Origin of the sequence: Amycolatopsis dongchuanensis, assembly GCF_039542405.1 — a bacterium.
Classification (GTDB): domain Bacteria; phylum Actinomycetota; class Actinomycetes; order Mycobacteriales; family Pseudonocardiaceae; genus Amycolatopsis_E; species Amycolatopsis_E sacchari.
On record NZ_BAABIB010000134.1, the window covers coordinates 31,282 to 55,301 of the forward strand.

20 protein-coding genes are annotated in these 24,020 nt (G+C 71.3%); 10 read left to right on the forward strand and 10 right to left on the reverse strand.

Annotated elements, in window-relative coordinates:
• Nucleotides 1–99 precede the first annotated feature (99 nt).
• Genes ABFX51_RS32865 through ABFX51_RS32900 form a run of 8 tightly spaced genes read right to left on the reverse strand, consistent with a single transcriptional unit; the run spans nucleotide 100 to nucleotide 11,688 of the window.
• Nucleotides 100–1,179, reverse strand: coding sequence for a GNAT family N-acetyltransferase (locus ABFX51_RS32865; protein WP_346056050.1), 1,080 nt, complete (start codon nucleotides 1,177–1,179; stop codon nucleotides 100–102).
• Nucleotides 1,179–2,561 (reverse strand): flavin-containing monooxygenase, encoded by a 1,383-nt coding sequence (locus ABFX51_RS32870; protein WP_346056062.1) that lies wholly within the window; start codon nucleotides 2,559–2,561, stop codon nucleotides 1,179–1,181. Before ABFX51_RS32870 ends, ABFX51_RS32865 begins: the two co-directional genes overlap by 1 nt.
• A gap of 2 nt (nucleotides 2,562–2,563) precedes the next feature.
• A complete protein-coding gene (locus ABFX51_RS32875) occupies nucleotides 2,564–3,163 on the reverse strand; it encodes an energy-coupling factor transporter transmembrane component T family protein (protein WP_091511261.1) in 600 nt (199 codons plus the stop codon).
• Complete coding sequence (locus tag ABFX51_RS32880) at nucleotides 3,160–3,834, reverse strand: energy-coupling factor ABC transporter ATP-binding protein (protein WP_346056051.1); 675 nt, start codon at nucleotides 3,832–3,834, stop codon at nucleotides 3,160–3,162. Before ABFX51_RS32880 ends, ABFX51_RS32875 begins: the two co-directional genes overlap by 4 nt.
• Nucleotides 3,831–4,412: a biotin transporter BioY gene (locus ABFX51_RS32885; protein ID WP_091511257.1), complete on the reverse strand. Its 582-nt coding sequence runs from the start codon at nucleotides 4,410–4,412 to the stop codon at nucleotides 3,831–3,833. The genes ABFX51_RS32880 and ABFX51_RS32885 overlap by 4 nt, the downstream gene beginning before the upstream one ends.
• On the reverse strand, nucleotides 4,412–5,353 hold the full coding sequence (locus ABFX51_RS32890) for a phytanoyl-CoA dioxygenase family protein (RefSeq protein WP_346056052.1): 942 nt from the start codon (nucleotides 5,351–5,353) through the stop codon (nucleotides 4,412–4,414). Before ABFX51_RS32890 ends, ABFX51_RS32885 begins: the two co-directional genes overlap by 1 nt.
• A gap of 15 nt (nucleotides 5,354–5,368) precedes the next feature.
• Nucleotides 5,369–7,063, reverse strand: coding sequence for an AMP-binding protein (locus ABFX51_RS32895; protein ID WP_346056053.1), 1,695 nt, complete (start codon nucleotides 7,061–7,063; stop codon nucleotides 5,369–5,371).
• Nucleotides 7,060–11,688, reverse strand: a complete 4,629-nt coding sequence (locus ABFX51_RS32900) for an amino acid adenylation domain-containing protein (RefSeq protein ID WP_346056054.1) — start codon at nucleotides 11,686–11,688, stop codon at nucleotides 7,060–7,062. The genes ABFX51_RS32895 and ABFX51_RS32900 overlap by 4 nt, the downstream gene beginning before the upstream one ends.
• A 225-nt stretch (nucleotides 11,689–11,913) precedes the next feature.
• On the opposite strand from ABFX51_RS32900, the gene ABFX51_RS32905 reads away from it, so the two are divergent.
• From ABFX51_RS32905 to ABFX51_RS32940, 8 genes are read left to right on the forward strand one after another with little or no spacing between them, the layout of a single operon-like run.
• Nucleotides 11,914–13,497: an AMP-binding protein gene (locus tag ABFX51_RS32905; protein WP_346056055.1), complete on the forward strand. Its 1,584-nt coding sequence runs from the start codon at nucleotides 11,914–11,916 to the stop codon at nucleotides 13,495–13,497.
• Complete coding sequence (locus ABFX51_RS32910) at nucleotides 13,494–14,153, forward strand: hypothetical protein (protein ID WP_346056056.1); 660 nt, start codon at nucleotides 13,494–13,496, stop codon at nucleotides 14,151–14,153. The genes ABFX51_RS32905 and ABFX51_RS32910 overlap by 4 nt, the downstream gene beginning before the upstream one ends.
• A 12-nt stretch (nucleotides 14,154–14,165) precedes the next feature.
• Nucleotides 14,166–14,426: an acyl carrier protein gene (locus ABFX51_RS32915; protein ID WP_091511243.1), complete on the forward strand. Its 261-nt coding sequence runs from the start codon at nucleotides 14,166–14,168 to the stop codon at nucleotides 14,424–14,426.
• A complete protein-coding gene (locus tag ABFX51_RS32920) occupies nucleotides 14,426–15,280 on the forward strand; it encodes an SAM-dependent methyltransferase (protein WP_218153534.1) in 855 nt (284 codons plus the stop codon). The genes ABFX51_RS32915 and ABFX51_RS32920 overlap by 1 nt, the downstream gene beginning before the upstream one ends.
• Nucleotides 15,277–16,104 (forward strand): acyl-ACP desaturase, encoded by an 828-nt coding sequence (locus ABFX51_RS32925; protein ID WP_346056057.1) that lies wholly within the window; start codon nucleotides 15,277–15,279, stop codon nucleotides 16,102–16,104. Before ABFX51_RS32920 ends, ABFX51_RS32925 begins: the two co-directional genes overlap by 4 nt.
• A gap of 20 nt (nucleotides 16,105–16,124) precedes the next feature.
• Nucleotides 16,125–16,652, forward strand: a complete 528-nt coding sequence (locus ABFX51_RS32930; protein WP_091511235.1) for an avidin/streptavidin family protein — start codon at nucleotides 16,125–16,127, stop codon at nucleotides 16,650–16,652.
• Between the two features lie 52 nt (nucleotides 16,653–16,704).
• On the forward strand, nucleotides 16,705–17,766 hold the full coding sequence (gene bioB / locus ABFX51_RS32935; RefSeq protein WP_091511233.1) for a biotin synthase BioB: 1,062 nt from the start codon (nucleotides 16,705–16,707) through the stop codon (nucleotides 17,764–17,766).
• Nucleotides 17,767–17,778: 12 nt separating this feature from the next.
• A complete protein-coding gene (locus ABFX51_RS32940; protein WP_346056058.1) occupies nucleotides 17,779–18,588 on the forward strand; it encodes an SDR family NAD(P)-dependent oxidoreductase in 810 nt (269 codons plus the stop codon).
• A gap of 425 nt (nucleotides 18,589–19,013) precedes the next feature.
• Here ABFX51_RS32940 and ABFX51_RS32945 read toward each other — a convergent pair whose 3' ends face one another.
• Nucleotides 19,014–19,442, reverse strand: coding sequence for an organic hydroperoxide resistance protein (locus ABFX51_RS32945; RefSeq protein ID WP_091511227.1), 429 nt, complete (start codon nucleotides 19,440–19,442; stop codon nucleotides 19,014–19,016).
• Between the two features lie 117 nt (nucleotides 19,443–19,559).
• On the opposite strand from ABFX51_RS32945, the gene ABFX51_RS32950 reads away from it, so the two are divergent.
• Both ABFX51_RS32950 and ABFX51_RS32955 read left to right on the forward strand, forming a co-directional pair.
• On the forward strand, nucleotides 19,560–20,147 hold the full coding sequence (locus tag ABFX51_RS32950; RefSeq protein WP_346056059.1) for a TetR/AcrR family transcriptional regulator: 588 nt from the start codon (nucleotides 19,560–19,562) through the stop codon (nucleotides 20,145–20,147).
• Between the two features lie 232 nt (nucleotides 20,148–20,379).
• Nucleotides 20,380–21,582 carry a hypothetical protein gene (locus ABFX51_RS32955; protein WP_346056060.1) on the forward strand — a complete coding sequence of 401 codons (1,203 nt, stop codon included), beginning with the start codon at nucleotides 20,380–20,382 and terminating at the stop codon, nucleotides 21,580–21,582.
• A 725-nt stretch (nucleotides 21,583–22,307) separates the two neighbouring features.
• Here the strand turns inward: ABFX51_RS32955 and ABFX51_RS32960 are convergent.
• Nucleotides 22,308–23,954 (reverse strand): ABC transporter substrate-binding protein, encoded by a 1,647-nt coding sequence (locus ABFX51_RS32960; protein ID WP_091511221.1) that lies wholly within the window; start codon nucleotides 23,952–23,954, stop codon nucleotides 22,308–22,310.
• Nucleotides 23,955–24,020: the final 66 nt, after the last annotated feature.

The window sequence follows — 24,020 nt, forward strand, 5'->3', positions numbered from 1 at the left end:
GGGGCCTGCTGGGGTGCGGGGTGCTTTTGGTCCGCGTCGTGCCATCGGGTGAGGCGGTGGCGCCGGAGTAGCGCTGCCTGCTGCGGGGCGCCCCGTGCGTCAGGCGAGTTCGGCCAGCCGGTCGCGCAGCCACCGGTCGGTCCGCCGCAGTAGGGCGACCAGCGGCGGACAATCCCGGGGCACGGCGGAGTACAACGGCGTGAACCGCGCGCCCCGCAGGTGTTTCGCTTCGATCGTGCCCGGGCCGAGCAGCAGCCGCCGCCGTCCGGTGGTGTAGGCGTGCCGCAGCGGGAGGTAGTAGGTGGCGTTGAAGTACCCCGCCACCGCTTTCGACTGCGGCAGGCGGAAACCCGCGCTGTAGGACATGAGCGTGTGCCCCGCTGCGAGCAGGCACGTCGTGGCGACCGGGGCGCCCCCGGCCTCGACGACAGTCAGCGAGAACTCGTCGCCGAAACCTGCCAGCAGGCGGCGGTAGATCGCGGCCACGGACGCCGCCTCGATCGACTGGCCGCGTGCCTCGTACGCCGCCGCGACGAGATCGGCCGCGGTGTCCAGCCAGGGTTCCGCGTCCGCCCCGGACAGGACGCGCGCCCCGTCGAGAGCCCGCATCTCCCGGCGGATGCGGGTCCGCCGGCGGCTGGGCAGCGTCGCGAGGAAGTCCTCCACGTCGTTCCCCGCCAACGAGATGCTCGCGTACAGATCCGTGACGCCGACCTCGAACCCCAGATCCGGCACCACGTCGAGCAGCGGATCCCCGGCGGGGCAGTGCAACACGGCGGGCACGGCGCCGTCCGCGCGTGCCGCCGTGGCGATGGCGTCGAGCAGTGGTGCGCTGTTTCCCTTGCCCAGCAACGGAGAGACGTAACCGTTCGCCGCCACCGCCGCCTGGCGTCCGCACATCGCCCGTGCGGCGGCGAGCACGTCTTCGTCCTGCGGCACGCCACGCCGCACCCCGGAGCAGACGTCGACGACGTTCATGCGCGGCACGGCGGAGTCCGCGGACAGCAGGCGCAGCCACACCGCCGGCCCGCCGTCCTCGCCCGCGAACCCGACCCCCTCCTGCGGCGAGCCGACCGCCCAAGCGAGCGCCCGACGCGGATCATCGGGCGAAGAGGGCCACCACCCCGGCTTCGATGCCGCGTCCCGCACGAAGCGGTACGGCTCCGGCAGCTCGAACATCAGCCCGGGTTCCGCAGCAGCTGCCGGGCCGCCGTCTCCGGGTCGCTCCCGGGCCCGCGCAGGCGGTAGTGCGCCGCGACCACCGGACCCCGCCACAACGCGTCGTAGTGCTCGCCGCCAGGGGACAGGTCCGGTAGCACGCCCAGCTCGGCGGCGAGCGCGTCGGCCAGGCCCACGTAGTCCCCGTGCGGGAACTGCGGCCGGGGCCGCGCCGCGCGGATGCGGGCCTCCGCCGCGACCCCCTCCCGCATCCCCGACGGTGGTGCCTGCGCGCCCGACAACACCGCCGCGGCCCACCGCGCCTGCAGTTCCAGCACGGCGAAGAACGGACCCCGGTACAGCCCCACGAAAGCCATGCGCGGCAGCCCGGGGGCGAAGGTGCACCGGTGCAGCAGGAGCGGCTGCAGCAGGTCGTCCGGCTCGAACCCGAGCGCCGACCGGTCCGGCGCGGACAGGAACGGCAGGTCCACGTGGTACCCGGTGCACCACAGCACGGTGGCGCACGGCAGCCGGACGCCGGTGTCGAGCACGACGGCGTCCCCGTCCAGCCGCGCCACGCGTCCCGGTTCGAGGCGCACGCTCCCGTCGGCGAGCCGCTCGGGGAGCCGGTGCGTCGGCAGGGTGAACGGCGGCGCGGAGGAGTCGGGATCGAGCCACAGCCGCGAGTCGAAGCGGCCGGGGTTCGCACCCAGCTCGTGGAAGCGCCGGTTCGCCTCCGCCGAGGACAGCGTGGCGCGCTGCCGGGTGAAGCTGATCAGGTCGCGGGGCACCCCGTCCACGTAGCGGGGGAGCAGCCACATCGGCCTGCTCGCCACGAGCGTGACCGGCCGCCCCGCCTCGGCGAGCTCCGCCGCGATTTCGCTGCCACTGAAGGACATTCCGGCCACGACGACCGGTCCCTCGGGAAGCTCCGCCGCCGTCCGGTACCCGCTGCTGTGCAGTGCGACGCCCGCGAAACGACCCGGCACCCGCGGCACGTGCGGCCGCGAGTACACGCCGGACGCCACGATCACCCCGTCGAACCGCTCCCGCTCGCGATGGGTCACGATCCAGCCGTCGCCGTCCCGCTCCACGGCGCGGACTTCGTGCCCCAGCCGCAGGTACCCGTCGAGCCCGAACCGCCGAACGTAGCGGTGCAGGTACTCTTCGACCTGCTGCCGCGTGGGGAAATCAGGGGTATCCGCAGGCCAGGGCAGGTCGGAGAAGGCGCACAACGGGTGTGACAAATTGGTGGTCATCCCCGGCCACGCGGCGCCGTCCGCCCGCCACACCCCGCCGATCGCCGGAGCCCGCTCGAACACGACCGGCCGCAGCCCGTGCTCGGTCGCAGCCTTCGCCGCCGCCAGTCCACCGGGCCCCGCCCCGATCACCGCGACGGCCACGCTCAACCGCCGAAGGACCGGGCGTCCACGGCGTCCGCGATGTCGTCCGCCATGCGCAGGGTGCGGATCACGACGGGCAGCGCGACCGCGATGAGGTTGCGGTCCATGCCGCGGACCCGCTGCGCCTCCCGCACCTCCAGCGTGATGCGCGCGACGACGGGGACGAACCGCAGCGCCAGCGAGAACGCGAGGCTCACCTTCTCCGGGTTCACGCCGACTCGCCGCAACGGGTACAGCGCCCGTTCCAGCGACTCGATCATCGCCGACGTGCGGGTGGTCAGCGTGACGGCGGTCGCGACCAGCAGCAGCGCCGCCAGCCGGAGCACCACGAGCGTCGCCGACAGCCAGTCCGTCAGCAGCCCCGCCACGACGAAGAAGAACACCAGCATGAACAGGCCGGGCCGGATCGACCGGACCGCCGTGCGCCACGGGATGCGGGCCAGCAGGTACAGCGCGGCGACGACGACGAGGATGCCGGTGAGGATGCGCCAGTCGCGGATCAGGAACACCACGGTGCCGACCACGACCAGCGAGAGCACCTTGTAGCCCGGCGGGATCCGGTGGACCACCGAGTCCCGGTCGACGTACAGCGGTGCGGTCACGACACGGCCTTGAGGTAGGCGTCGATCGCCTCCGATGGCGGAGCGTCGGCGGCGATCCGGCCCTCGTGGATCACCAGCACGCGCTCGAACTCGGCGAGGGTCTCCAGGTCGTGCGTGACCAGGATGACGGTCTCCTCGAGCGCTGTGAGCGCGTCCATCAGCTTGCGCCGGTTCGGCCAGTCCAGCAGCGTGGTCGGCTCGTCGAGCACCACGTACTGCGGGCGCATCACGAGCACCCCGGCCAGCGCCAGCAGCTGCTTCTCCCCGCCGCTGAGCAGGTGCGCCTGGCGCGTGCGCAGCTTCTCCAGCGAGTACCGGCGCAGCACCTCGTCGACCTTCGCGGCGATCTCGGCCTTGGGCAGCCGCAGGTTCTTCAGCCCGAACGCCACGTCCTCCTCGACCGTCGGCTGGACGATCTGGTTGTCCGGGTTCTGGAACACGAACCCGACCTTCCTGCGGACCTCGCGGCCCGAGCGGCGCGTGTCGAGCCCGTCCACCGTGACCGTGCCCGCTGTCGGCAGCAGCAGGCCGTTGAGCAGCCGCGCGAACGTGCTCTTGCCCGAGCCGTTCGCGCCGATGACACCAACCCGCTTCTCCGCCAGCGTGACGGTGAGGTCGTCGAGGACGACGCGGTCGCCGTAGGCCAGGGTGACGTGCTCGAGAGCGATCATTCCGCGGTGCTCGCCTTGTCCTGCCGCGCGCGGGGCCGCGGCTCGATGACGGGGTACGCGCGTTTGACGCCCATGGCGATGAGCGCCGCGATGACCACCTTGCAGGCGTCCCCGATCAGGAACGGGCCGTTGGTCGCGACGGCCTGGAAGTAGCCCAGGTGCACGACCACCGCCACCCACGCGCTGCCGATGGCGTAGAGCACCACGATCCCGCCGAAGGCGATGATCAGGATCGCCACGGCCAGGTTGAGGTGGTGCCACAGCCGTTCGAACAGCCAGCCGATCAGGCCCGCGATGATGGCCCAGCCGATGATGTAGCCGCCGCTGGCCGACGCGAACCGCCCGAGCCCGCCGGTCCCGCCCGCCAGCAGGGGCAGCCCGGCGGCGACGAGTGCCAGGAACAGCAGCTGGGACAGCGCGCCACGCTTCCAGCCGAGTATCGAGCCCGCCAGCATGGGGCCGAGCGACTGCGCGGTGATCGGTACACCGGTCAGCGACAGCGGCAGCGGCGGGAACAACGCGAGCGCCGCGGTGATCGCGGCGAACAACGCGACGTAGACGATGTCCCTGGTACGCACTACCTCGACCCCACTTCGGCGTAGCTGATGGTGCGTGCTCCGCGGTTGTCGAAGAACGGGCTGTCCGCGAGCAGTTCCCCGTCCACAGTGGCCACCTCCAGGTGCGAGCGGGTGTAGGGCTGGTACCCGAACTGGCGCACCGGGAAGTCTATGTTGAGCGCTCGCTGCCGGTCGTACCGGGCGCCGACGTCGACGAACCGCATGACGAACGCGTCCCGCCGGTCCAGCGGCCCCTCGCCCAGCTTCCGGCTGCGGTGGATCACGTACTTGTCGAAGAGGAGGACGTCGCCGGGCTCGAAGGCGTCCTCGACGGCCTGCGGTTCGAGGATGTCCAGCATCGCGGGGGAGTTCAGCACGCCCTCCCGCAGCGCGAAGTAGTCCTCCAGCGTGATCGGCTCACCCCGCTCCGCCCTGATCCGCAGCGACTGCACCAGCGCGGGCTCGACATACTCGTACACGAACTCGGCCGACATGACGGTCCGAGGGACGTACTGCATGCCGCCCCGCTGCCCGGCGGGGTCGATCGGGTGCAGCGGCGCCCAGATGGTGCAGGCGAAGTCGTCTGCCCGCACGTAGCCGAAGCTCTGCACGCCGACGTGCCAGGGAAACCCCTTGCTGACGTTCTTCTCCAGCTCGAAGCACATCTCGAAGGTCAGGAACATGGTCCGGCCGGTGAGCTCGGTCATGGTGCGGCGGAAGTAGGGCTGGGCCAGCAGCGCGTACAGGTCCTCCCGGCTCGTCTCGAAGTCGTACTTCAGCCGCTTGAACTCGGTCTCGAAGGCCGAGGGCACGTGCCGCAGCTCCACGTCGACGCGCTTGCGCAGCGAGTCCAGCACCTCGTCGTTGAGGAACCCGGGCAGTTTGACGAACCCCAGCGTGCGGAACTGGTCCAGCTGCTGCGGGGTCAGCTCGTAGTCCTGTGCGAATGCGTGTCGTTCCACCGTTCCTCCTGGTGTTCAGCGGCTGACCTCGGCGAGCGCGGGCAGCGTGCCGCCGAAGTACCGCTCGCGGCACCGGGCGCGCTGGACCTTGCCGGACGAGGTGCGCGGGATGGCCCCGCGCGTGGTCACGACGACCCGGTCGGGTGCGTGGCCCAGTTCGGCGCGCAGCGCGGCCAGCACCTGCTTGGCGAGGTCGGCGGCGGCCGCCGCGTCGGTGCCCGCCGCGGCCTCGACCGCGACGACCATCCGTTCCTCCTCCGGCAGCGCGAAGGCGGCACACACCCCGCCGGCGCCCTCGGCCTGGCCCGCGACGTACTCGTAGTCCTCGGGGTAGAGGTTGGCGCCGCCGACGATGATCAGGTCCTTGAGCCGCCCGCAGACCACGAGCCCGGCGGGGGTCGTGTAGCCGAGGTCGCCGGTGCGCAGCCAGCCGTCCCGCAGCACCTCGGCGGTGGCCTCGGGATCCCGCCAGTACCCCGTCATCACCGAAGGGCCGCGGACCTGGACCTCGCCGACGTGACGCTCGGGCAGCGGGCGTCCGGCCTCGTCCACGACGGCCACCTCGACGCCGGGCACCGCCGTGCCCACCACGGCGAGGGTGCGGGTCCCGGGCGCGCCGGGCGGTGCCACGGTGGCGACGCCGCCGTTGGTGAGGCTTTCGCGGTCCACGTGGTCCCACGACATCGGCTCGGACCGGCTGCCCATCGACACCGACAGCGTCGCCTCGGCCAGCCCGTACATCGGTGTCACCGCTTCGGCGGGCAGGCCGTAGCGCCCGCCCTCCTCGGTGAACGCCGCGACCACCGGGGCGTGCGTCGGCTCGGACCCGTCGCCGCACACGCGCAACGCGGACAGGTCCAGCGGGCGCGGGTGCTGCCGCATGCTGCGCGCGGCCAGGCCGTAGGCGAAGTTCGGGGTGACGGTGCCGGTGGCGCGGTGCCGCGACAACGCGTCGACCCACGAGTCCGGGGAGGCCAGGAACGCCTCCGGCGACTGCAGGACGAGCTTCGTGCGCGCCGAGATGCTCGCGACGGCCGTCATCAGGCCGAGGTCGTGGTACAGCGGCGCCCAGCTGGCGTGCACGCTGCGCTCACCCTCCAGCATCAGCCGCTGGCAGCACACGACGGCGTTGGTGAGCAGCTGCCGGTGGCTGATCGCGACGGCCTTCGCCGGGCCCGTCGTGCCGGAGGTGAACTGCAGGTAGGCGAGGTCGTCGGGCAGCGCGGTGAGCGCGGGCGCCCGGTCGTCCCGCGCCGCCGCGAGCTGTCCGCACGTCAGCACCGGCCGCCGGTCGCCGAGGCGTTTGCCGAGGAACCCGGCGAGGGAGTCGGCCACGACGACGCAGCGCGCGCCCACGTGGTCGAGGCGGCGGCGCACGTCGGTCATGAGCCGTTCGAGGTCGCCGAGCCGGTGCGGTGGCGCGAGGATCACCGGCACCGCGTTCGCCCGCCACACCCCGTACAGGCACAGCAGGAACCGGGCGCCGGTCGTGGACAGCAGCGCGACGCGGTCGCCCGGCTCGACGCCGAGGCGCGCCAGTTCGGTGGCGACGCGGCGGGCCACGGCGGATACCAGCCGGTAGGGCAGCGGGGTCTCGGCGGGGCCGCCGTCGAGCAGCATGATGCCCCTCGGGCTGTCCGCCACGGCCTCGACCGCCTCGCCGACGGTCGAGATGCCGAACTGCTCCTCCGGGGTGGTGTGCGCGCTCACCGCTGGTCCGCCAGCTCGCCGGTGAACCGGTCGGCGAGCGCCTTGACCGTCGCCTCGGTGTGCAGGTTCGCGCTGTAGGTCCAGTTGAGCCACAGCTCGCCGCGCACGGTCAGCGCGGTGAGGTGCAGCGTGTGCGGTCGGTGGTCCAGACCACTGCGGTGGTGGCCGAAGGACTCCACCACCGGGTGCGCGTCCTCGGTGAAGTACTCGCTCACCTCGCCCCAGAAGTTGAAACCGACCTCGGGCCGTGGCGCCTTGGCCAGTGCCGCCCGTACCGCCGGGTCGGGGTGCAGGTACCGCAGGACGCCGTACCCGACGCCGTTGTGCGGGATGGCGGCGAGCTGCGCGCGGATCTCCGGCGTGGAGCCGGTGCGCAGCAACGCGGGCGACAGGGTGGACAGGCGGCCGACCGTCCTGCTCACGTCCAGCTCGCCGTAGGCCCGTTCGCGGCCGTGTGCCTCCAGCTCCAGCAGTACCTCGTCCTCGCCGGTCCAGTCGGCGACGGTCCGCACGAGCGCGGCCACGAGCGCGTCGCGGAGCCCGGCCGCGCGTGGCAGGGGAAGGGTGACGAAGTGGAACCGCGCCGAGGACTGGAGGTTGCCGCCCAGGCGGTGGTCCACGGGCAGCGGGGCGGGTGTGGCGTCGGCGAACCGCGTCCACAGCGGCAGTTCGGCGGACACCTCGTCGGTGCGGGCGTAGGCGCTCAGCTCGGCCAGGCACGCCGACAGCGGGGCGGTCGGCGGTGGCAGCCGCGGCGGCTCGCCCGCGACGAGCGCGAAGTACGCCGAGCGCAGGTCTTCGTAGAACACGCGCGAGGAGTAGTAGTCCATGACCAGCCAGTGCGCGCTCACCAGCAGGCGGGGAGGGCGGTCCGGCCCCAGGTCGAAGTAGGTTAGCCGGACGGTCGGCCCCTCGGCGAGGTCGAGCCCGCCGTTGCGCCGCGCGACTTCGGCACCGATGTGCTCCTCCAGTTCCGCCGTGGGCACGTCGGCCAGCGACACCACGGCGACCGGTTCGGCGGGCGCCGCGGGGACGATCTCGGCGTGCCAGCCGTCGTCGTCCTGACGGAAGCGGGTGCGCAGGCCGTCGTGGTGCGCGAGCACGGCGGTCAGCGCCCGGGTGAGCGCGCCGGGGTCCAGCGAGCGGTCGAGCACGAACACCGGCCACATCCCGTTCCAGTGGTCGGGGTGGCGCAGGCCCTGCTCGAAGAACCAGCGCTGGCTCGGGGTCAGTTCGACCGGCCCGGCGTCCTGGGCCGCCGACGACCGCCGTGGCTCCTGGCGTGCCACCGCCGCCTGTCCGGCCACGGTGGGGTGGCGGTAGAACTCGCCGATCGTCAGGTGCAGCCCGTGCTCCGCGGCCTTGGCCACGGCACGCACCCCGAGCAGGGAATCCCCGCCCAGCGCGAAGAAGTCGTCGTGCCTGCCGACCTCGGGCACGCCGAGCAGCCCGGCCCAGACGCGGGCGAGCGCGCGTTCCGCCGCGGTCCGCGGTGGCTCGCCGGAGGAAGCCGGTGGTTCGGGCAACGCGGCCCGGTCCACCTTTCCGTTGGCGGTCAACGGCAGCCGGTCGAGCGGGACGACGGCCGAGGGCACCATGTACGAGGGCAGGCGGGCGGCGACGAACTCGCGCACAGCGTCCGGCTCGCTTTCGCCGACGATGTACGCCACCAGCCGCTTGCTGCCCATCTCCGGCCCGAGCGCCCGCACGACGGCCGCGCGGACGCCGGGGCAGCCGCCGAGCACGGACTCGATCTCGCCCAGCTCGATCCGGTGCCCGCCGACCTTGACGCGCGTGTCGTTCCGGCCGAGGAACTCGATCTCCCCGTCCGGCAGGTACCGGCCGAGATCCCCGGTGCGGTACAGCCTGCCGTCCACTGTGGACAAGAAGGTGGCGGCGGTCAGTTCGGGCTCGCCCCAGTAGCCGTCGGCGAGCCCCGCGCCGCCGATGTGGATCTCGCCGGGCACGAAATCCGGTTTGGGGGCCAGGGTTTCGTCGAGCACGTGGCAGGTCTGGTTGCGCAGCGGCACGCCGTACGGGACGCTCCGCCAGCCCGGATCGACGTCGCGGATCGGGTGCCAGATCGACCAGATCGCCGCCTCCGTGGCGCCGCCGAGGCTGTGCAGCTCGGGCTCGCCCGTGCTGACCGCGCGGATCCGGTCCGGCAGCGACAGCGGGATCCAGTCGCCGCTGAGCAGGACCGCGCGCAGTGACGCGGGCAGCGGGTCCGTGCGCTCCGCGTGGTCCACGACCAGTTCCAGCACGGCGGGCACGCTGTTCCACAGGGTCACGTCGTGCTCGCACAGCAGTTCCGCGAGCCGCGCCGGGTTCCGCACGTCGCCCGGCCGCGGCAGGACCACGGCACCACCCGCCCCGAGGACGCCGAAGACGTCGTACACGGACAGGTCGAAGCTGAGCGAGGACACGCCCAGCACCCGGTCACCAGGACCGACAGCCAGCCGCTCGTTGAGGTCCGCCAACGTGTTCACCGCCGCGCGGTGGTTGATCACGACGCCCTTGGGCTGACCCGTCGAACCCGACGTGAAGATGACGTACGCCAGCGCCGCCGGATCGACCTCCGGCGCGGCGAACGGCACGTCCGACTCGGGCCCGACGACCACCGCGTTCCGGCCCATCGCAGGCACTTCAGGTTGCGTCACCACGGTGCGCACGGAGGCGGCCGCGAGCACCTGCTCGATCCGCCCGGCAGGCAGCCCCGCGTCAACCGGCAGATACGCGGCTCCGGCGCGCACCACGCCGAGCGCCGCCACCACCTGCTCCCACCCCTTGTGCATCAGGACCGCGACCGGTTCGCCGGGCGTGGTGCCGAGCGCGACGAGCCGTTGCGTGACGTGGCGGGCGCGCCGGTCCAGCTCGCCGAAGCTCAGCGCAAGCCCGTCGGCGAGCACCGCAGGCGCCTTCGGGCGGATCGCCACCTGCCGGTCCAGCGCCGCGTGGATCGGCTCGTGCGGCAGTGGGCCCGCGGTGTCGTTCACCCGCGCCCGCACGGCGAGCTGGCGTCGCGGCACCGCCACCGGCCGGGAGCCGTGGGCTCGTGCGGGGTCGGCCGCGATGTCGCGCAGCAGTTCGGTGTACGCGGTGAACATGTCGTCGAGCACGCCCGGCGGGAACATCGCCTCCACCGCGTCCCAGCCGACCACGAGATCGCCGCCCAGCAGCAGCACCTGGTTGTCCAGGAACACCTGCGGCGTCTGGGAAGCGAGGTAACCCAGCTCGTACGTCACGCCTTCCAGCGCGCCGACACCACCCGGTTCCCGCAGCAGGCTCGTGAACACCACGGGCATCCTGGCGGCGCTCGCGTCCCGCCCGCGGGCGAGTTCGCGCTGCACGGCGACCCCGCTGAAACTCGCGTGCGCCAGGTCCGCCCGCAGCTGGTTCCCCACGTTTCGTGCGGTGGTGGCGAGATCGGGGGAGCCGGTAAGGTCGCATTCCAGCAGGAGCGTGCCGGTGAAGTCGCCGATCACCCGTTCGACGTCCGGGTGCCCTCCCGGGCGCTGGGCCAGCGTGAGGTTGAGCGTGAACCGCGGCGAGGCACTCCACGTCCGCAGCACCTCCGCGTAGGCAGCGCACAGCAACGCCGAAGGCGTGACCCCCAGCTTCCGGGCGAGCTCGCGCAACCCCGTCCAGACGTCGCCGGGGAGGCGGGCCTGGCGGCGGGTGAACTCGGGCAGGGTGCCGGGCGGCAGCGGGGTCACCGGCAGTCGCGGCGCGGCGGGCAGGTCCGGAACCCTGGCCAGCCAATAATCCCTGTCCTTTTCGGACGCTTCGCCGGTGCCCGCCACGTCGCGGAAGGTCACGGCGGGAGCCGGTTCCGCCGAGGCGGGGTCGAGCACGAGCCGGAGCCATTCCGCGAGCAGCAGCTGCACGCTGGTGGCGTCGGCGACGAGCAGGTCGATGCTCAGGTGCACGCGCAGCCGTCCGCCGGGGAGGTCGTGTGCGCGGACCTCGAACAGCGGCCACGTGGTGGCGTCGAAAACCTGCGGACCCAGTTCGGCGCGCGTGGCGGCCAGGCGTGCCTGCGCCGTTTCCTCCGGCAGGTCCGTGAGATCGGCGTGCCGGATGCGGTACCGCTGCACGCTGGGCAGCACCTGCTGGCGACCGTCCGGCCGCACCACCGCACGCAGCATGTCGTGCCGCGTGATCAGGTCGTTGAGGGTGTCCTCGGCCAGCGCCACGTCCGCGCCGAACAGGTCGACCTCGGCGTAGGCGTGCGCCGACCGGCCACCGAGACCGGGATCCTTGGCGCCGAGCCAATAAGCCCGCTGGATCTCGGTGAGCGGAAAGGGTTCGTGCCGGTTCGCGGCGTCGTGGACCACGGCCCGGCGGGGGACGGGGCTCGTGCGCTGTTCGCCGACCAGCCGGGCGAGGTCGCCGAGGGTGCCGTCGCCCAGCAGGGCGTCCAGCGGGAGGTCCACCCCGAACCGATCGTCCACGGTGGATTTGAACCGGAGCGCGTCCAGCGATTCCAGCCACAATGGCGCGCCGGGATCCGGCGGCGGGGCTCCGGTTGTTTCCGTGAATACGGCGCCGAGCCGGTCCGGTAATGAATTCCCGGTTCCACCGGTCGCGAGCCCAGGCGGCATCGTCGTCCCCCTCCAGTGCATCGCGAACCACGTTGGCACACCAGGGAACTTGATCACAAGGCGGCAGACGGAGGTACTGGCGGCTCGTTTTCTTCCTTGTCGGGCCGCGGGGTCCCGTGTAACGTAGGCCGACGTGCCGGCCTGGGCGGCGCTTCCAATTCCGCCGTTGCGGTCGCCGGTATGGGGATTTCTTTTTCTTCGTTCTTCCGGATCGGTAATCCGGACAAATTTCAGGGGGAAGGGAAGGTGTTCGTGCCCGACGAGGTGCGCACGGTCGCCGACGTGCTCGCCCGGCTCGACTGGCCGGAACGCGGCCTGACTTTTCCCGGCGGACGGGCCGTGCCGTTCACGCGCCTGCGGGAGCTCACCGCCGACGCGGCCGCGCGGTGGCCGGGGCTGGGCGCCCGCCGCGGGGACAGGGTCGTGCTCGTCGTCGCCGACGAGTACGAGTTCGCCGTGGCGTTCCTGTCCGCGCTGCGGGCCGGGGTCGTCGCGGTACCGGTGTTCCCGCCGTTCCGCGCCGGGCAGCGCGAGTCCTACCGCGCGCACCTGCACGACGTCGTGGCGCGCACGGGTGCGGTGTGCTGCGTGGTCGGCGAGCCGATCCGGCGGGTGCTCGGCGACGGCCCGCTCGCCGGCCGCCCGGTGCACGGTTTCGCCGGACTGCTCGCCGCCCCGCCGGGTCCCGTGCGGCCGCCGGAGCCGGAAGACCTGGCGTTCCTGCAGTTCTCCAGCGGCAGCACGGGCACGCCGAAGGCGGTCGCGGTGAGCCACCGCGCGCTGCTGGCCACCCTGCTCGCCATCCAGGCCGGGCTGCGCATCGACGGCTCCCGCGACCGCGCGGTGAGCTGGCTGCCGCTCTACCACGACATGGGCCTGGTCGGGTTCCTGCTGACGCCGCTGATCGACCAGCTGCCCACGTGGTACCTCCCGCCGCTGCGGTTCGCGCGCGACCCGGTGTCCTGGCTGCGGTTGATCACCGAAGTGCGTGGCACGCTGGCGTTCGCGCCGAACTTCGCGTACGGCCTGCTCACCCGCCGTGCCAAGGACGCCGACATCGCCGCGCTCGACCTCAGCTCGTGGCGCGTCGCCGGGTGCGGGGCGGAGCCGGTGCGTGCCGCAACCCTGCGTGCCTTCGCCGACCGCTTCGCCCCGGCGGGCTTGCGGCGCAACGCTTTCCTCGCGTCCTACGGCCTCGCCGAAGCCACCCTCGCCGTCACGCTCACCCCGTGCGACGAGGGGCTCACGACGTTCCCCGACGGCGAACTGGTGTCGTGCGGGGTGCCCGTCGAAGGCGCCACCGTCCGCGTTGTGGGGCCGGACGGCCAGGACCTCCCCGACGGCACCGAGGGCGAGATCGTGGTGTCCGGGCCGGGGCTGGCCGACGGCTACTTCGGTGACCCGGCCGCGACCGCCCGCGCGTTCCGCGACGGGCGGCTGCACACCGGGGACCTGGGCCTGCTGCGGGAGAACCGGCTGTACGTGACCGGGCGGATCAAGGACGTCATCGTGATCAACGGCGTGAACTACCACCCGCAGGACATCGAGCTCGCGGCGAGCGAGGTGCCGGGGGTGCGGCCGGGCAACGTCGCGGCGCTCGCCGTGCGCGACGAGCACACCGAGGGCGTGCGGCTGGCCGTCGCGGCCTCGCGGGCCGTGGACCGCGACCGGCTGGCCGAGCAGGTCCGGCGGGCCGTCCGGTCGCGGCTGGGCCTGACCGTGGGGGAGGTGGTCGTCGTGGGCGGTGACCTGCCGAAGACCAGCTCGGGCAAGCTGCGGCGGGCCCACACCGCGGAGCTGCTCGCCAACGGCGGGCTGGTGGCCCGGTGAACGCCGTGTTCCCCACGCTGGTGCCCGACCACCGCTGCGGGTTCTGGACGGACGGGGCGGACGAGCTGGAAAAGGCGCTGCGCCGCAGGGCCGACGTGCTGCGGGAGGCCGCGGGCGAGGGCACACGGCTGCTCGACCTGGCCGCTCTCCCGGACGGGGACGGCGCGTTCGACGCGGTGATCGGTGACCAGTGCCTCGAACACGCCGTCACCCCGGAGCAACGGCTGCGGGGGCAGCACCTCGGGGTGCTGAGCCGCCTCTTCGCACGCGCCCACGCGCTGACCGTCCCCGGCACGCGCATGGCGCTGACCACCCTCACGGCCGGCCGCCTGCCGCGTTCGGCGGCGACCAACCGCGCGCTGGTCGACGTGGTCCGCGAAATCCCCTTGTGGCGCCGCTGTCTTCGCCCGGAGGACGTGGCCAAGGCGTGCGGGCGGTGGTGGGAGGTGCGGGAGGTGGACACCCACCAGCACGACTACGCACGCACCGCGCTGGCGTGGCTCGGCCGCCTGCGTGACCGCGAAGCGCCGCTGCGCGCCGAGTTCGGGGACCAGTGCTACGCGGCCTGCCTCCGCGCGGTCCAGACCTTTGCCGGCGCGATCGAAGACAACCAGTTGAGCCTGGTGCGCCTCACCCTGTGGCGCACTGACCAGTGACGGGAGAGCGGGATGGCACCGGTGGGCGAACAGCGGGTACTGGACGAGATCCGCACCGAGGCGAAGGCGGTGGTGCCGGGACTGGACGCGAGCGGGCTGTCGGCGGAGACGCACATCGCCGACGCGGGCATCGACAGCGTCCAGATGCTCGAGCTGGTGGCGCGCCTTGAGGAACGCTTCGACGTCACCCTGCCCGACTACGAGCTGTCCGGCATCCAGACCATCGGTGACCTGATCCGGCTCGTCGTGCGCGTGCACGCGGAGGCGGGCTGATGTCCACGCAGGCCGACATCGAGGTCAGCTACGACGTCGGCAACGAGTTCTTCGCGCTGTGGCTGGATTCCGAGCGCAACTACTCGTGCGCGCTGTGGGAGGACGGCGACGACCTGGAGACCGCGCAGCTGCGCAAGCTGGCGTACCTGAGCGAGCAGGCCGGCACCGGCCCGGACACGAGGGTGCTCGACATCGGCTGCGGCTGGGGCGCCAACCTCCAGTTCCAGGTGGACCGGCGGGGAGTCCGCCGCGCGCACGGCATCACGCTGAGCCCGGCGCAGCTCGCCGCGACCCGCGACCGCGCGATCCCCGGCGTCACGCTCGGCCTGTGCGACTACCGCGACTTCGCCCCGGCGGAGCCGTTCGACGCCGTGCTGTCGATCGGGATGTTCGAGCACGTCGTCAGCCCGGACGACGTGTGGGCGGGGCGGCACCTCGCGCGGTACGCCGACTTCTTCCGCCGCGTGCACTCCTGGACGCGGCCCGGCGCGGCCTTCGCGCTGCAGACCATCCTGCGGGACCGGATGCCGCGCGGTGGTCCAGACCTCGAAGAACTGCGCTGGGCCACGTCGTCGATCTTCCCGGGTGGCATGGCGCCCCGGCTGGAGGACGTGCTCGCCACGGCCGAGCCGTACTGGGAGGTGGTGCGCGTGCGCACCCGGCGCGAGCACTACCGCCGCACGTGCGAGGAATGGTTGCGGCGCCTGCGTTTCCGTGCCGACATCGTCCGGGAGCGGTGGGGCGCGGCGGTCCTCGCCGACTACGAGCGGTACCTGTCGCTGTGCGTGCTCGCCTTCGACCGCCGGTACCAGAGCCTGGCCCAGTTCAGCCTCCGCAGGAGGGAGATCCGATGAGCTACCTCAGCGAGGAACAGCTCTACCGCAACTACCTGGAGTTCTTCGAGACCGCCGAGCGCAAGCGGCGGTGGAACGTCTTCGACGACCTGCCGTGGGAACTGGCCGAACGCACCCGTCACAACGCCGATCTCGCGCTGTGCGCGGAGACGTTCTGCGGGGTCGAGTCCTACATGCCGGACTACGTCGGCGAGGGCCTCAACCTGTTCCGCGACTCGTTCGGCCAGGCGTGGTGGCACGTCAACTGGGGCTACGAGGAGGCCAAGCACGCGCTCGTGCTGCGGGAGTACCTCGTGCGCACCGGGCAGCGGACGTCGCGGCAGATGTTCGAGTTCGAGGCCGATCTCACCAAGCGACGCTGGAAGCTGCCGTTCCCCACGATCCGGCAGATGATCTGCTACGGCGCGCTGCAGGAGAAGACGACGTGGATGATCTACCGGCGCCAGCTCGCCGCCGCGCGGGAAGCGGGGGACGAGCTGCTCGCGTCCATCTACCGCTTCATCTCGCGTGACGAGGCCGCCCACGGCGGGTTCTACCTCGACGCGATCGGCGCGTGCCTGGCCGAGGACAGGGAGGGCACGGTGGCGGATCTGCACCACGTGTTCTCGAACTTCAACATGCCCGCGTACGACCTGGTGCCCGACTACGAAAGCCGTATCGAGGTGATGCGGGCGGTGGGCATCGACCGCACCGTGTTCCTGCGCGAGGTGTTCCTGCCGGTGTTGTCCCGGCTGAAGGTGAGCAGGCGTGAACTGGCGAAGGCCGCCGCCCGCGAAGCCGAGGCGGGGCTGCGGACCCGGCTGCCCATGGATCGGAAACAGTGAGTCACGAAGGGGAGAATCGCATGTCTGCTTTCCGCAAGGTGCTGATCGCGCTGGTCGCATTGCTGGTCTCGGCCGGCACAGTCGCCGCCAGCGCCAGTGAAAGCCAGGGAACCGTCACGCCGACGCTGACGAGCCTGGCCGGCACCTGGTACAACGAGCTCGGCTCGGTGATGAACCTGACCGTGTCCGCGGACGGCGCGCTTTCGGGCACGTACGAATCCGCGGTGGGGGACGCCGAGAGCACCTACCCGTTGCGGGGCGGGTACGACATCGCGCCGGTGTCCGGTACCGGCACCGCGCTGGGCTGGACGGTGGCCTGGCACAACAGTTTCCGCAACGCGCACTCCACCACCAGCTGGAGCGGGCAGTACTACGGCGGCACCGGTGAGCGGATCGTCACGCAGTGGCTGCTGACCTCCGGCACCACCCCGGCGGACCAGTGGCAGTCCACTTTGGTCGGTCACGACGAGTTCACCAGGACCGCGCCGACGGCCGCCCAGGTCGAGCAGGCGAAGCAGCGGGGCGAGAGCGCGGGGCTGCCGCGCTGAGGAATTTGGTCTCCTCCGGTTACCGATGCTTTCTTCTGCCATTCTGGGAGGCATGGAATTGCTCACCGAGCTGACGGAAAAGGCCCTGCGCCGCGAACCGCTGACGCGGGAAGAGGCCCTCGCCGTGCTGGCCACTCCCGACGAAGAGGTGCTGGACGTCGTCGCCGCCGGTCACCGCGTTCGCAGGCACTACTTCGGCAACCGGGTGAAGGTCAACTACCTGGTCAACCTCAAGAGCGGGCTGTGCCCCGAGGACTGCACGTATTGTTCCCAGCGCGTGGGATCGGCGGCGGAGATCCTCAAGTACAGCTGGCTCAAGCCGGACGCGGCGGTCGCGGCCGCGTCGGCGGGGATCGAGCGCGGGGCCAAGCGCGTCTGCCTGGTGGGCAGCGGCCGCGGCCCGTCGGACCGGGACGTGCGGCGGGTCGCGGAAACGATTTCCGAGCTCAAGCGGACGTATCCGGACGTCGAGGTGTGCGCGTGTTTCGGCCTGCTGTCCGACGGGCAGGCGGGGCAGCTGAAGGAAGCCGGGGCCGACGCGTACAACCACAACCTCAACACAGCCGATTCGCACTACGCCGACATCTGCTCGACGCACGAGTACGCGGACCGGGTGGACACCGTCCGGCAGGCGAAGCAGGCCGGGCTGTCGCCGTGTTCGGGGCTGATCGCGGGGATGGGGGAGACCGACGAGGAACTGGTCGACGTGTTGTTCGCGTTGCGCGAGCTGGATGTCGACTCCGTGCCGGTGAACTTCCTGATCCCCATCGAGGGCACCCCGCTGGACCAGCGGTGGAGCCTCACGCCGCAGCGTTGCCTGCGGATCCTCGCGATGGTGCGGTTGGTGTTCCCCGATGTGGAGGTGCGGATCGCGGGTGGGCGGGAGATCCACCTGCGTTCGCTGCAGCCGATGGCGCTGTACCTGGCGAACTCGCTGTTCCTGGGTGACTACCTGACCAGCGAGGGGCAGGACGGTGACCTCGACGTGCGGATGATCGAGGACCTGGGGTTCGTCGTCGAGGGCGCGGGGGAGCCGACGCTGCCGGAGCACCGGCGGGACCTCGTGAAGGTGCGCAAGCGGGGTGCGGGCACGGATCTGCCCGCGAACGCGTAGCGGAGGGGTGCCATGCCGGTTCCGGAGGGGGCCGTGGGGATCCTGACGGGGGCCTCACGGGGGATCGGCGTGGTGCTCGCCGAACACCTCGCGCGTGCGGGGGTGCGGCTGGCGCTGGTGGCGCGCTCCGAGGACGGCCTGCGGGCCGCGGCGGAGCGCGCTGCCGCGCACGGTCCGCGGCCGCTGGTGGTGCCGGCGGACGTGGCGGAGGAGGAGGACCAGCGGCGGGTGGTGCGGGTGGTGGCCGAGGCGCTGGGGCCGCCGTCGTTGCTGGTGAACAACGCTGGGGTGGAACGCATCGCGCGTTTCCAGGACGTGTCGCTGGACGACATCCGGCGCGTGGTGCTGGTGAACCTGGTGGCGGCGCAGTCGTTGACGCGGCTGGTGCTGCCCCACCTGCTGGCGGCCGGTGAGGGGCACGTCGTGAACGTCGGCTCGGTCGCCGGGCGCACCGCTTATCCTTACGGGGCCCTGAATTCCGCGGCGAAGCACGGTCTGGTGGGTTTCACGTGGTCGCTGCGGGAGGAGCTGAGGGGGACGGGCGTCGGGGTGTCCGCGGTGTACCCGGCGCTCGTGGCGGAGGTGGGGATTTCGTCGCGCTGGCAGGCGAAACGCCCGGTGCTGCTCGGCCGGGTGCCGCCGGAGGCCGTCGCGCGGGCCGTGGTGCGCTGCATCCGGGAGGACCGGGTGGAGATCACGGTCGCCCCGCCGCTGGAGCGCGTGGCGGATGTGGTGAGCGCCGTGTCGCCCCGCCTGGCGTCCTGGGTCGCGCGGCGCGTGGGGGTGGTTCGGTACCTGCGCGAGGTGGCCGAGGAGGGGTGAGCCGTGGCGGGGTGGGCCACGGTTCTCGGCGTTTCGCGTGAGGGTTGTGGCCGCCCACGGCCGCCCTCGCGCGGTGGCCGGGTGCGCCCCTTCGCGAGGGGCACGTCCCGCTGCGCCGGGGGGTTTCCGCCTGGCAGGGCCCGCCGCCGCGGTCCCGCGATGTCCACTCGCCACCGCGCCTGGCTTTTCCGCCCGTCTGCCAGGCCCGCGCCTTCTCAGGGAGGGGCACGTCCCACCGCGCTGAGGATTCCCGCCCGGCCGGGCCCGCCGCCGCGGTCCCGCGACGTCCACCCCCACCGCGCCTGGCGTTCCCGCCCGTCAGCCGGGCCCGCCACCGCCGTCCGCGGCAGCCAAACCCGCCCGCGGCGTTCCCGCCGAGCCGGGCCCCGCCACCGCCATCGCGCGGCGGCCGGGCCCCACTGTCCTCACGCCACAGTCGCGTCGACGGTCACCGGGATGTTGCCGCGGGTGGCGTTCGAGTAGGGGCACATCGCGTGCGCCGCCTCGACCAGCTGGTCCGCCGTCGCCTGGTCGACCCCCGCCAGCTCGACGTGCAGGGCGGCGCTGAGGCTGAACCCGCCCTCGGGCGTGGGGTGCACCTGGACCTCGGCCACCACCGCGGAGTCGCTGACGTCGACCTTCCGCTGCGCCGCCACGGCCTTGACCGCCGAGTGGAAGCAGGAGGCCCAGCCCGCCGCGAACAGCTGCTCGGGGTTGGTGGCGCCGCCGGGGCCGCCCATCTCCTTCGGGATCGCCAGCGTGACGTCGAGCAGGCCGTCGTTCGTGCGGGCGCGGCCTCCCGCCCTGCCGTCGCCGGTCGAGGTCGCGATCCCGGTGTAGAGGCTGTCGGACATGGTTTCTCCTGCTCGCAGAGGTAGACGAACTAGTACGTCTACAAGCTAGCACTGTCGGGCTCCCCTTGGCGAGAGGCGTTAACCTGGGGGAGTTCGCGGCGGAGAGGGGAGTGGTCGATGACCCGGGCGGCACAAGGCACGGCGACGAGCCGGCCACCGGTGCGGGACCGGATCCTGGCCGCGGCGGACGAGCTGTTCTACGCCGAGGGCATCCGCGCGGTGAGCGCCGACCGGATCATCGCGGCGGCCGAGGTCAGCAAGGTGACGTTCTACCGGCACTTCCCCACGAAGGACGACCTGGTGCTGGCCTACCTGGAGGGCCGGTCGGCGGTGGAGCGCGAGGCGGTGGAGCGCCTGCGGAGCCCGGACCCGCGCGCGACGCTGAAAGCCATCGCGCACCTGCTCGCGGACGCGAGCTGCGCGGCCGACTTCCGCGGCTGCCCGTTCATCAACGCGGCCGCCGAGTACGCCGACGCGAGCCACCCGGTGCGCCAGGCCGTCGCCGCGCACCGCGCCTGGTTCGCCGGGGTGCTGGCAGGCCTGCTGACCGAATTGGACATCGCCGACCCGGCCGAAGCGGTCGACCAGCTGATGATGCTGCGTGACGGCGCGATGGTCGGCGCGTACCTCGGTGCGGGCCCCGGCGCCCGCGCGGAGTCGCTCGTCGCGGCCGGCCGTGCGGTGGTCGCCGCGGCGCGGGGCTGAGCGGGCAAGAAAGCGCTTTCGAAGTCGGCGTCCAGAAGCGACGGACCTACCCTGATCAGCGCTTTCCGCACCGGAGGCGCCCCCGGAGGAAGTCCCTGCGGCCAGGGCTGTATGGTCCATCTCCCTGCTGACCAGACGTCCACGCCCCTCCATCGAGGGTGCCCTCCGCAGCGATTTCCGCACCGGTTATGCTCGCGACCCCCACCGGCGAGAACTGAACAAGGACAACCTCATGGAAACCGAGAGCGATCAGCAGGCTTCTTCCGCGGACGTGCTGAGCAGTGCGGCCCATGCCGTCCGCTTGGCCACGATGAAGACGATGGACGAGAAGGTTCGCTACGCCTGTGAAGCACTGGAACAGCCGTCCACCTCGGACGTCATCGCGTTCCTCATGACCTACGGCGTGGTGACCAACCCCAAGCGCGAACGTTCCTCGGTGTCCGCGCAGGTGGACAAGTGGCGCAAGGAGCGCGGGCTCGGCGACACCGGTGACCTGCCCCGGCTGTCCGAAAAGATGCTGGCCGAATTGGACGGCGCCCGCGCCGCCGGCAAGAACGACACGGCCACGGAGAGCAAGACCGAGCCGGCGACCAAGCCCGAGCCAGAAGTCAAGCCCGAGCCCGTCACCGCCGAGGTCGTCCAGCCGGTGCCGGAGCCCGCTCCCGCCCCGGAACCGGCCCCGCAGCCGGTGCAGGTCACCGAGGTCGCCGCGACGACGAAGCGCAAGGCGCCGGAGGGGTCGCGCGGTTTCTACCTCGTGGCGTTCATGTCGCTGCTGGTCTCGGTCGACACCTCGTGGCGGTTCTTCGGCGACAAGCTCGGCATCACCAACGTCTACGAGCGCGGCGCGATGTTCGCCGTGGTCGAGGTCGCGCTGATCGCCTGCGGGTTCGCGATGCGGGCCGGTATCCGGAGTTCGAGCGGCAAGCCCGGCCCCGCCCGCCTGATCCTGTGGGCGCTGTGCGCCGCGTCCGGGTACATGGCGTTCGACCTGGCCGGCCCGGTCTCGGGTCTGGCGCGTGTCACGCTCGGGCCGGTGCTCGGTGTCGTGATGCTGCACCTGGCGCTCGGGATCGAGCTGCGGCACAGCCGCACCCGGCCGTCCACGTGGTCGCGGGTCAGCCGTGAGCTGAAGGAGCGCTTCCTGTCGCGCCTCGGCCTGGGCGACGACGAGCGCGACGCGCTGGCCCGCACCCGCGACCGCGCTGCTCGCCGTGCCGCCCACCTCGCGCGCGCGTCCTGGTTCACCCCGTTCCGCAAGACCCGCCTCGACCGGGCCCTCCGCTCGGCGAACGTCGCGCACGACGAGCGCATGCGCGGCCGCCTCATGGCGGAGCTCGCGGCGGTCCAGCACGCCGACGAACTCCGGCGGCTCGACCTGGCCTCGCCGTGGTCGGACTCGCTGAGCAACGCGCTGAAGTACCTGAAGCGCTGAGGTTTTTGACGAAGGGGCTGTGTGTCACAAGCGTGGCACACAGCCCCTTTTCGTGGAGTCGCGTTGAAGATGCGAGCCCAGAAGCCGCTTACTCCGTAGCGTCGAATAGAGCGACAGAGCGATCCGTGTGGGGGCGCCTAGATTTATGCGGCCGTCAGAAGCGGAAACGCTCATCCCATGTGATTGAGGTCCGTTTCCCTGATCCCCAGTTCTCCCGGTTAAGCGATGGTGGTTTCGTCGGCACGAGCGTGAGTATGACCTTTGAGGCCGGAGGTGCCAGCTGAAAATTGGGTACCTTCAGGGAAGGGGCGATCTTGAAAATGTGCAGCTACTTCGGGGTTCGCATTTGGAACTGCTGCTTCTCCCAAGCGCGGCTCAAGCTGTTCTCATTCTATCCCTGTCACGATAGCCCTCGTAGGGGACGGAGACCTCATTCGCCTACAACGTGGCGTCCCAAGCAAATTGGCTCAGTCAGATCTAACCGGCTCCTCAATTCCTCAAGGCATTCATAGCTGGCGCACCGTTCGGCACAAAGTCTAACGCCAGCTCGACCTGCACGGCGACGGCCGAGCTGGCGAGACGGGGTCGTATGACCGCCGCCTCCGCCGACTCTAGCCTCGCCGCTCAGGTCACCGGAGCAGCGTCAGCTGCCGCCGTGATCACCATATCCGACGGTGCGAACACGGCGGCCGACGAGGGAAGACCGGTACCCGGAAAACTCCTGGTCACCGCCGGGCGGCGATCGCGTACCGCCAGAGGTTGAACGAGCTGGGGACGATCAGGTCCCCGTCCACACCCGGTTTGAAGACCATGAGCCGCGCTGCCGTCGACAGGGGAATCATGCTCGGCTCGTCGATGAAGAGGAGTTTGAGCAGGTTGTTGTAGATGGAGGCGCGAGCCTCGGGATCGGTCGTCGACCGGCCCTGCGTGATCAGCTGGTCCGCCTGCGGGTTGCTGTAGCCCCAGAAGTTGTTTGTGCCTTTGGAGGAGAAGAGCTGGTCCAAGACGTACGAGGGTTCGGGACTGAAGAACCACTGGCTGGCGACCGCGTCGAAGTCCTTCCTGGACCGTCGGCTCACATAGGTGGGGACGTCGATCCTCAGGATGTTCGCGGTCACGCCGATCTCCGCCCAGTTGCTGCGGAGCACTGTCGCGATCGCCTCCATCGTGGCGTCAGTGGCCAGGAGCTCGATGGTGAGGTCCTTCCCGTTCGCCTGCTGCATCAGTGCCTTGGCCTGCGCGGTATCGCGGGGGTAGTCGAGGTTCTTCGGGTAGCGCGGGTGAGTCGGCGCGTACGGTGCGGTGCATATCGGTTGGTTCAGGCTCCCGCCGGAAACCCGCGCGACCGCGGTGCGATCGATGCTGAGCGCGAGTGCCCGCCGAATTCGGGGGTCGCTGAGTTTCGGCCTCGTTGTGTTCAGGCCAACAAAGTTCCAGCCAGCCGAGTAGGAGACGCCGGCGAGCCGCTTCGAGTCGATCAGCTGCTGGAACATCGGCACCTGCGCGGTCGGCACGACGTCGAGTACATCGGTCTGGTCGGCGCGTATCGCCTGCGACGCCGCCTCTGAATCGGTCCGCAATGTCAGCCGCAACCGGTCGAGCCGGGGCAAATCCTTGTTCCAGTAGTCGGTGAAAGCGCTGTAGTCGATGTACGAGTCCTTGACCCACTGTTCGAACCTGTAGGGGCCGCAACCAATTGGGTTGGTGGCGAGTTGCGCGAAGGCCTCGCTCGGAACGATGCACAACCCGACGAGGTTGTACCGGAAGCCCGCGTTTGGTTCTGGGAGGACGACCTCGACGGTCTTCTGATTGAGTGCGCGGAACTGCACGTCGCGGAAAGCGCCGGCCCGGTTCGACGCCAGGGCTGGGCTGCGGAGGTAGTCAACCGTAGCCACTACGTCCTCGGCCGTCACCTGCCTGCCGTTGTGGAAACGTGCCTCGTGCAGTGTGTAGCGGTAGGTCGTCGGGTTGACGAATTCCAGCTTCTGGGCCAGAGATGGAACGAGGTTGCCGTTGGTGTCGAATCGTTCGAGAAAGTCGTGACAGGGATCGGCGTACCACTGGGTGTTGCTCGTCGTAGTCGAGAGGATGTTCAGCGTGGCGGAGGCGAAGGTCAGGGTGATGTCCAGGTTGCCCCCTCGTGGGAGATTCTTGACGACGTCGCTGTAAATGGTGCCTTCGACGCTTTGACCTGGCTGGAGCGCGCTCGCGACGGCCCCCGCACCGGATGCGGCGGGATTCCCGGCAGTACCACTGGGACTGTTCCCGCAAGAGCTGAGCGTCATCCCGAGCGCTCCCATGCCCAGGGTGGCGCCAGCCAGCCCCGAGGCCCGCAGCATGTCACGGCGGCTCAGTGGGGAATTGAACGGCATATTGGCTCCTAAGGGATGTCTCGTAACCCGGTGGGCGGCTGGCCGGTCCGGTAGTTGATCATGTTG

Coding starts and splice junctions, on each gene's coding strand:
- ABFX51_RS32865 (WP_346056050.1), bottom strand. CDS start 1,179: ATGTTCGAGCTGCCGGAGCCGTACCGCTTCGTGCGGGACGCGGCATCG.
- ABFX51_RS32880 (WP_346056051.1), bottom strand. CDS start 3,834: ATGATCGCTCTCGAGCACGTCACCCTGGCCTACGGCGACCGCGTCGTC.
- ABFX51_RS32900 (WP_346056054.1), bottom strand. CDS start 11,688: ATGCACTGGAGGGGGACGACGATGCCGCCTGGGCTCGCGACCGGTGGA.
- ABFX51_RS32915 (WP_091511243.1), top strand. CDS start 14,166: ATGGCACCGGTGGGCGAACAGCGGGTACTGGACGAGATCCGCACCGAG.
- ABFX51_RS32920 (WP_218153534.1), top strand. CDS start 14,426: ATGTCCACGCAGGCCGACATCGAGGTCAGCTACGACGTCGGCAACGAG.
- ABFX51_RS32925 (WP_346056057.1), top strand. CDS start 15,277: ATGAGCTACCTCAGCGAGGAACAGCTCTACCGCAACTACCTGGAGTTC.
- ABFX51_RS32930 (WP_091511235.1), top strand. CDS start 16,125: ATGTCTGCTTTCCGCAAGGTGCTGATCGCGCTGGTCGCATTGCTGGTC.
- bioB (WP_091511233.1), top strand. CDS start 16,705: ATGGAATTGCTCACCGAGCTGACGGAAAAGGCCCTGCGCCGCGAACCG.
- ABFX51_RS32940 (WP_346056058.1), top strand. CDS start 17,779: ATGCCGGTTCCGGAGGGGGCCGTGGGGATCCTGACGGGGGCCTCACGG.
- ABFX51_RS32945 (WP_091511227.1), bottom strand. CDS start 19,442: ATGTCCGACAGCCTCTACACCGGGATCGCGACCTCGACCGGCGACGGC.
- ABFX51_RS32950 (WP_346056059.1), top strand. CDS start 19,560: ATGACCCGGGCGGCACAAGGCACGGCGACGAGCCGGCCACCGGTGCGG.
- ABFX51_RS32955 (WP_346056060.1), top strand. CDS start 20,380: ATGGAAACCGAGAGCGATCAGCAGGCTTCTTCCGCGGACGTGCTGAGC.
- ABFX51_RS32960 (WP_091511221.1), bottom strand. CDS start 23,954: ATGCCGTTCAATTCCCCACTGAGCCGCCGTGACATGCTGCGGGCCTCG.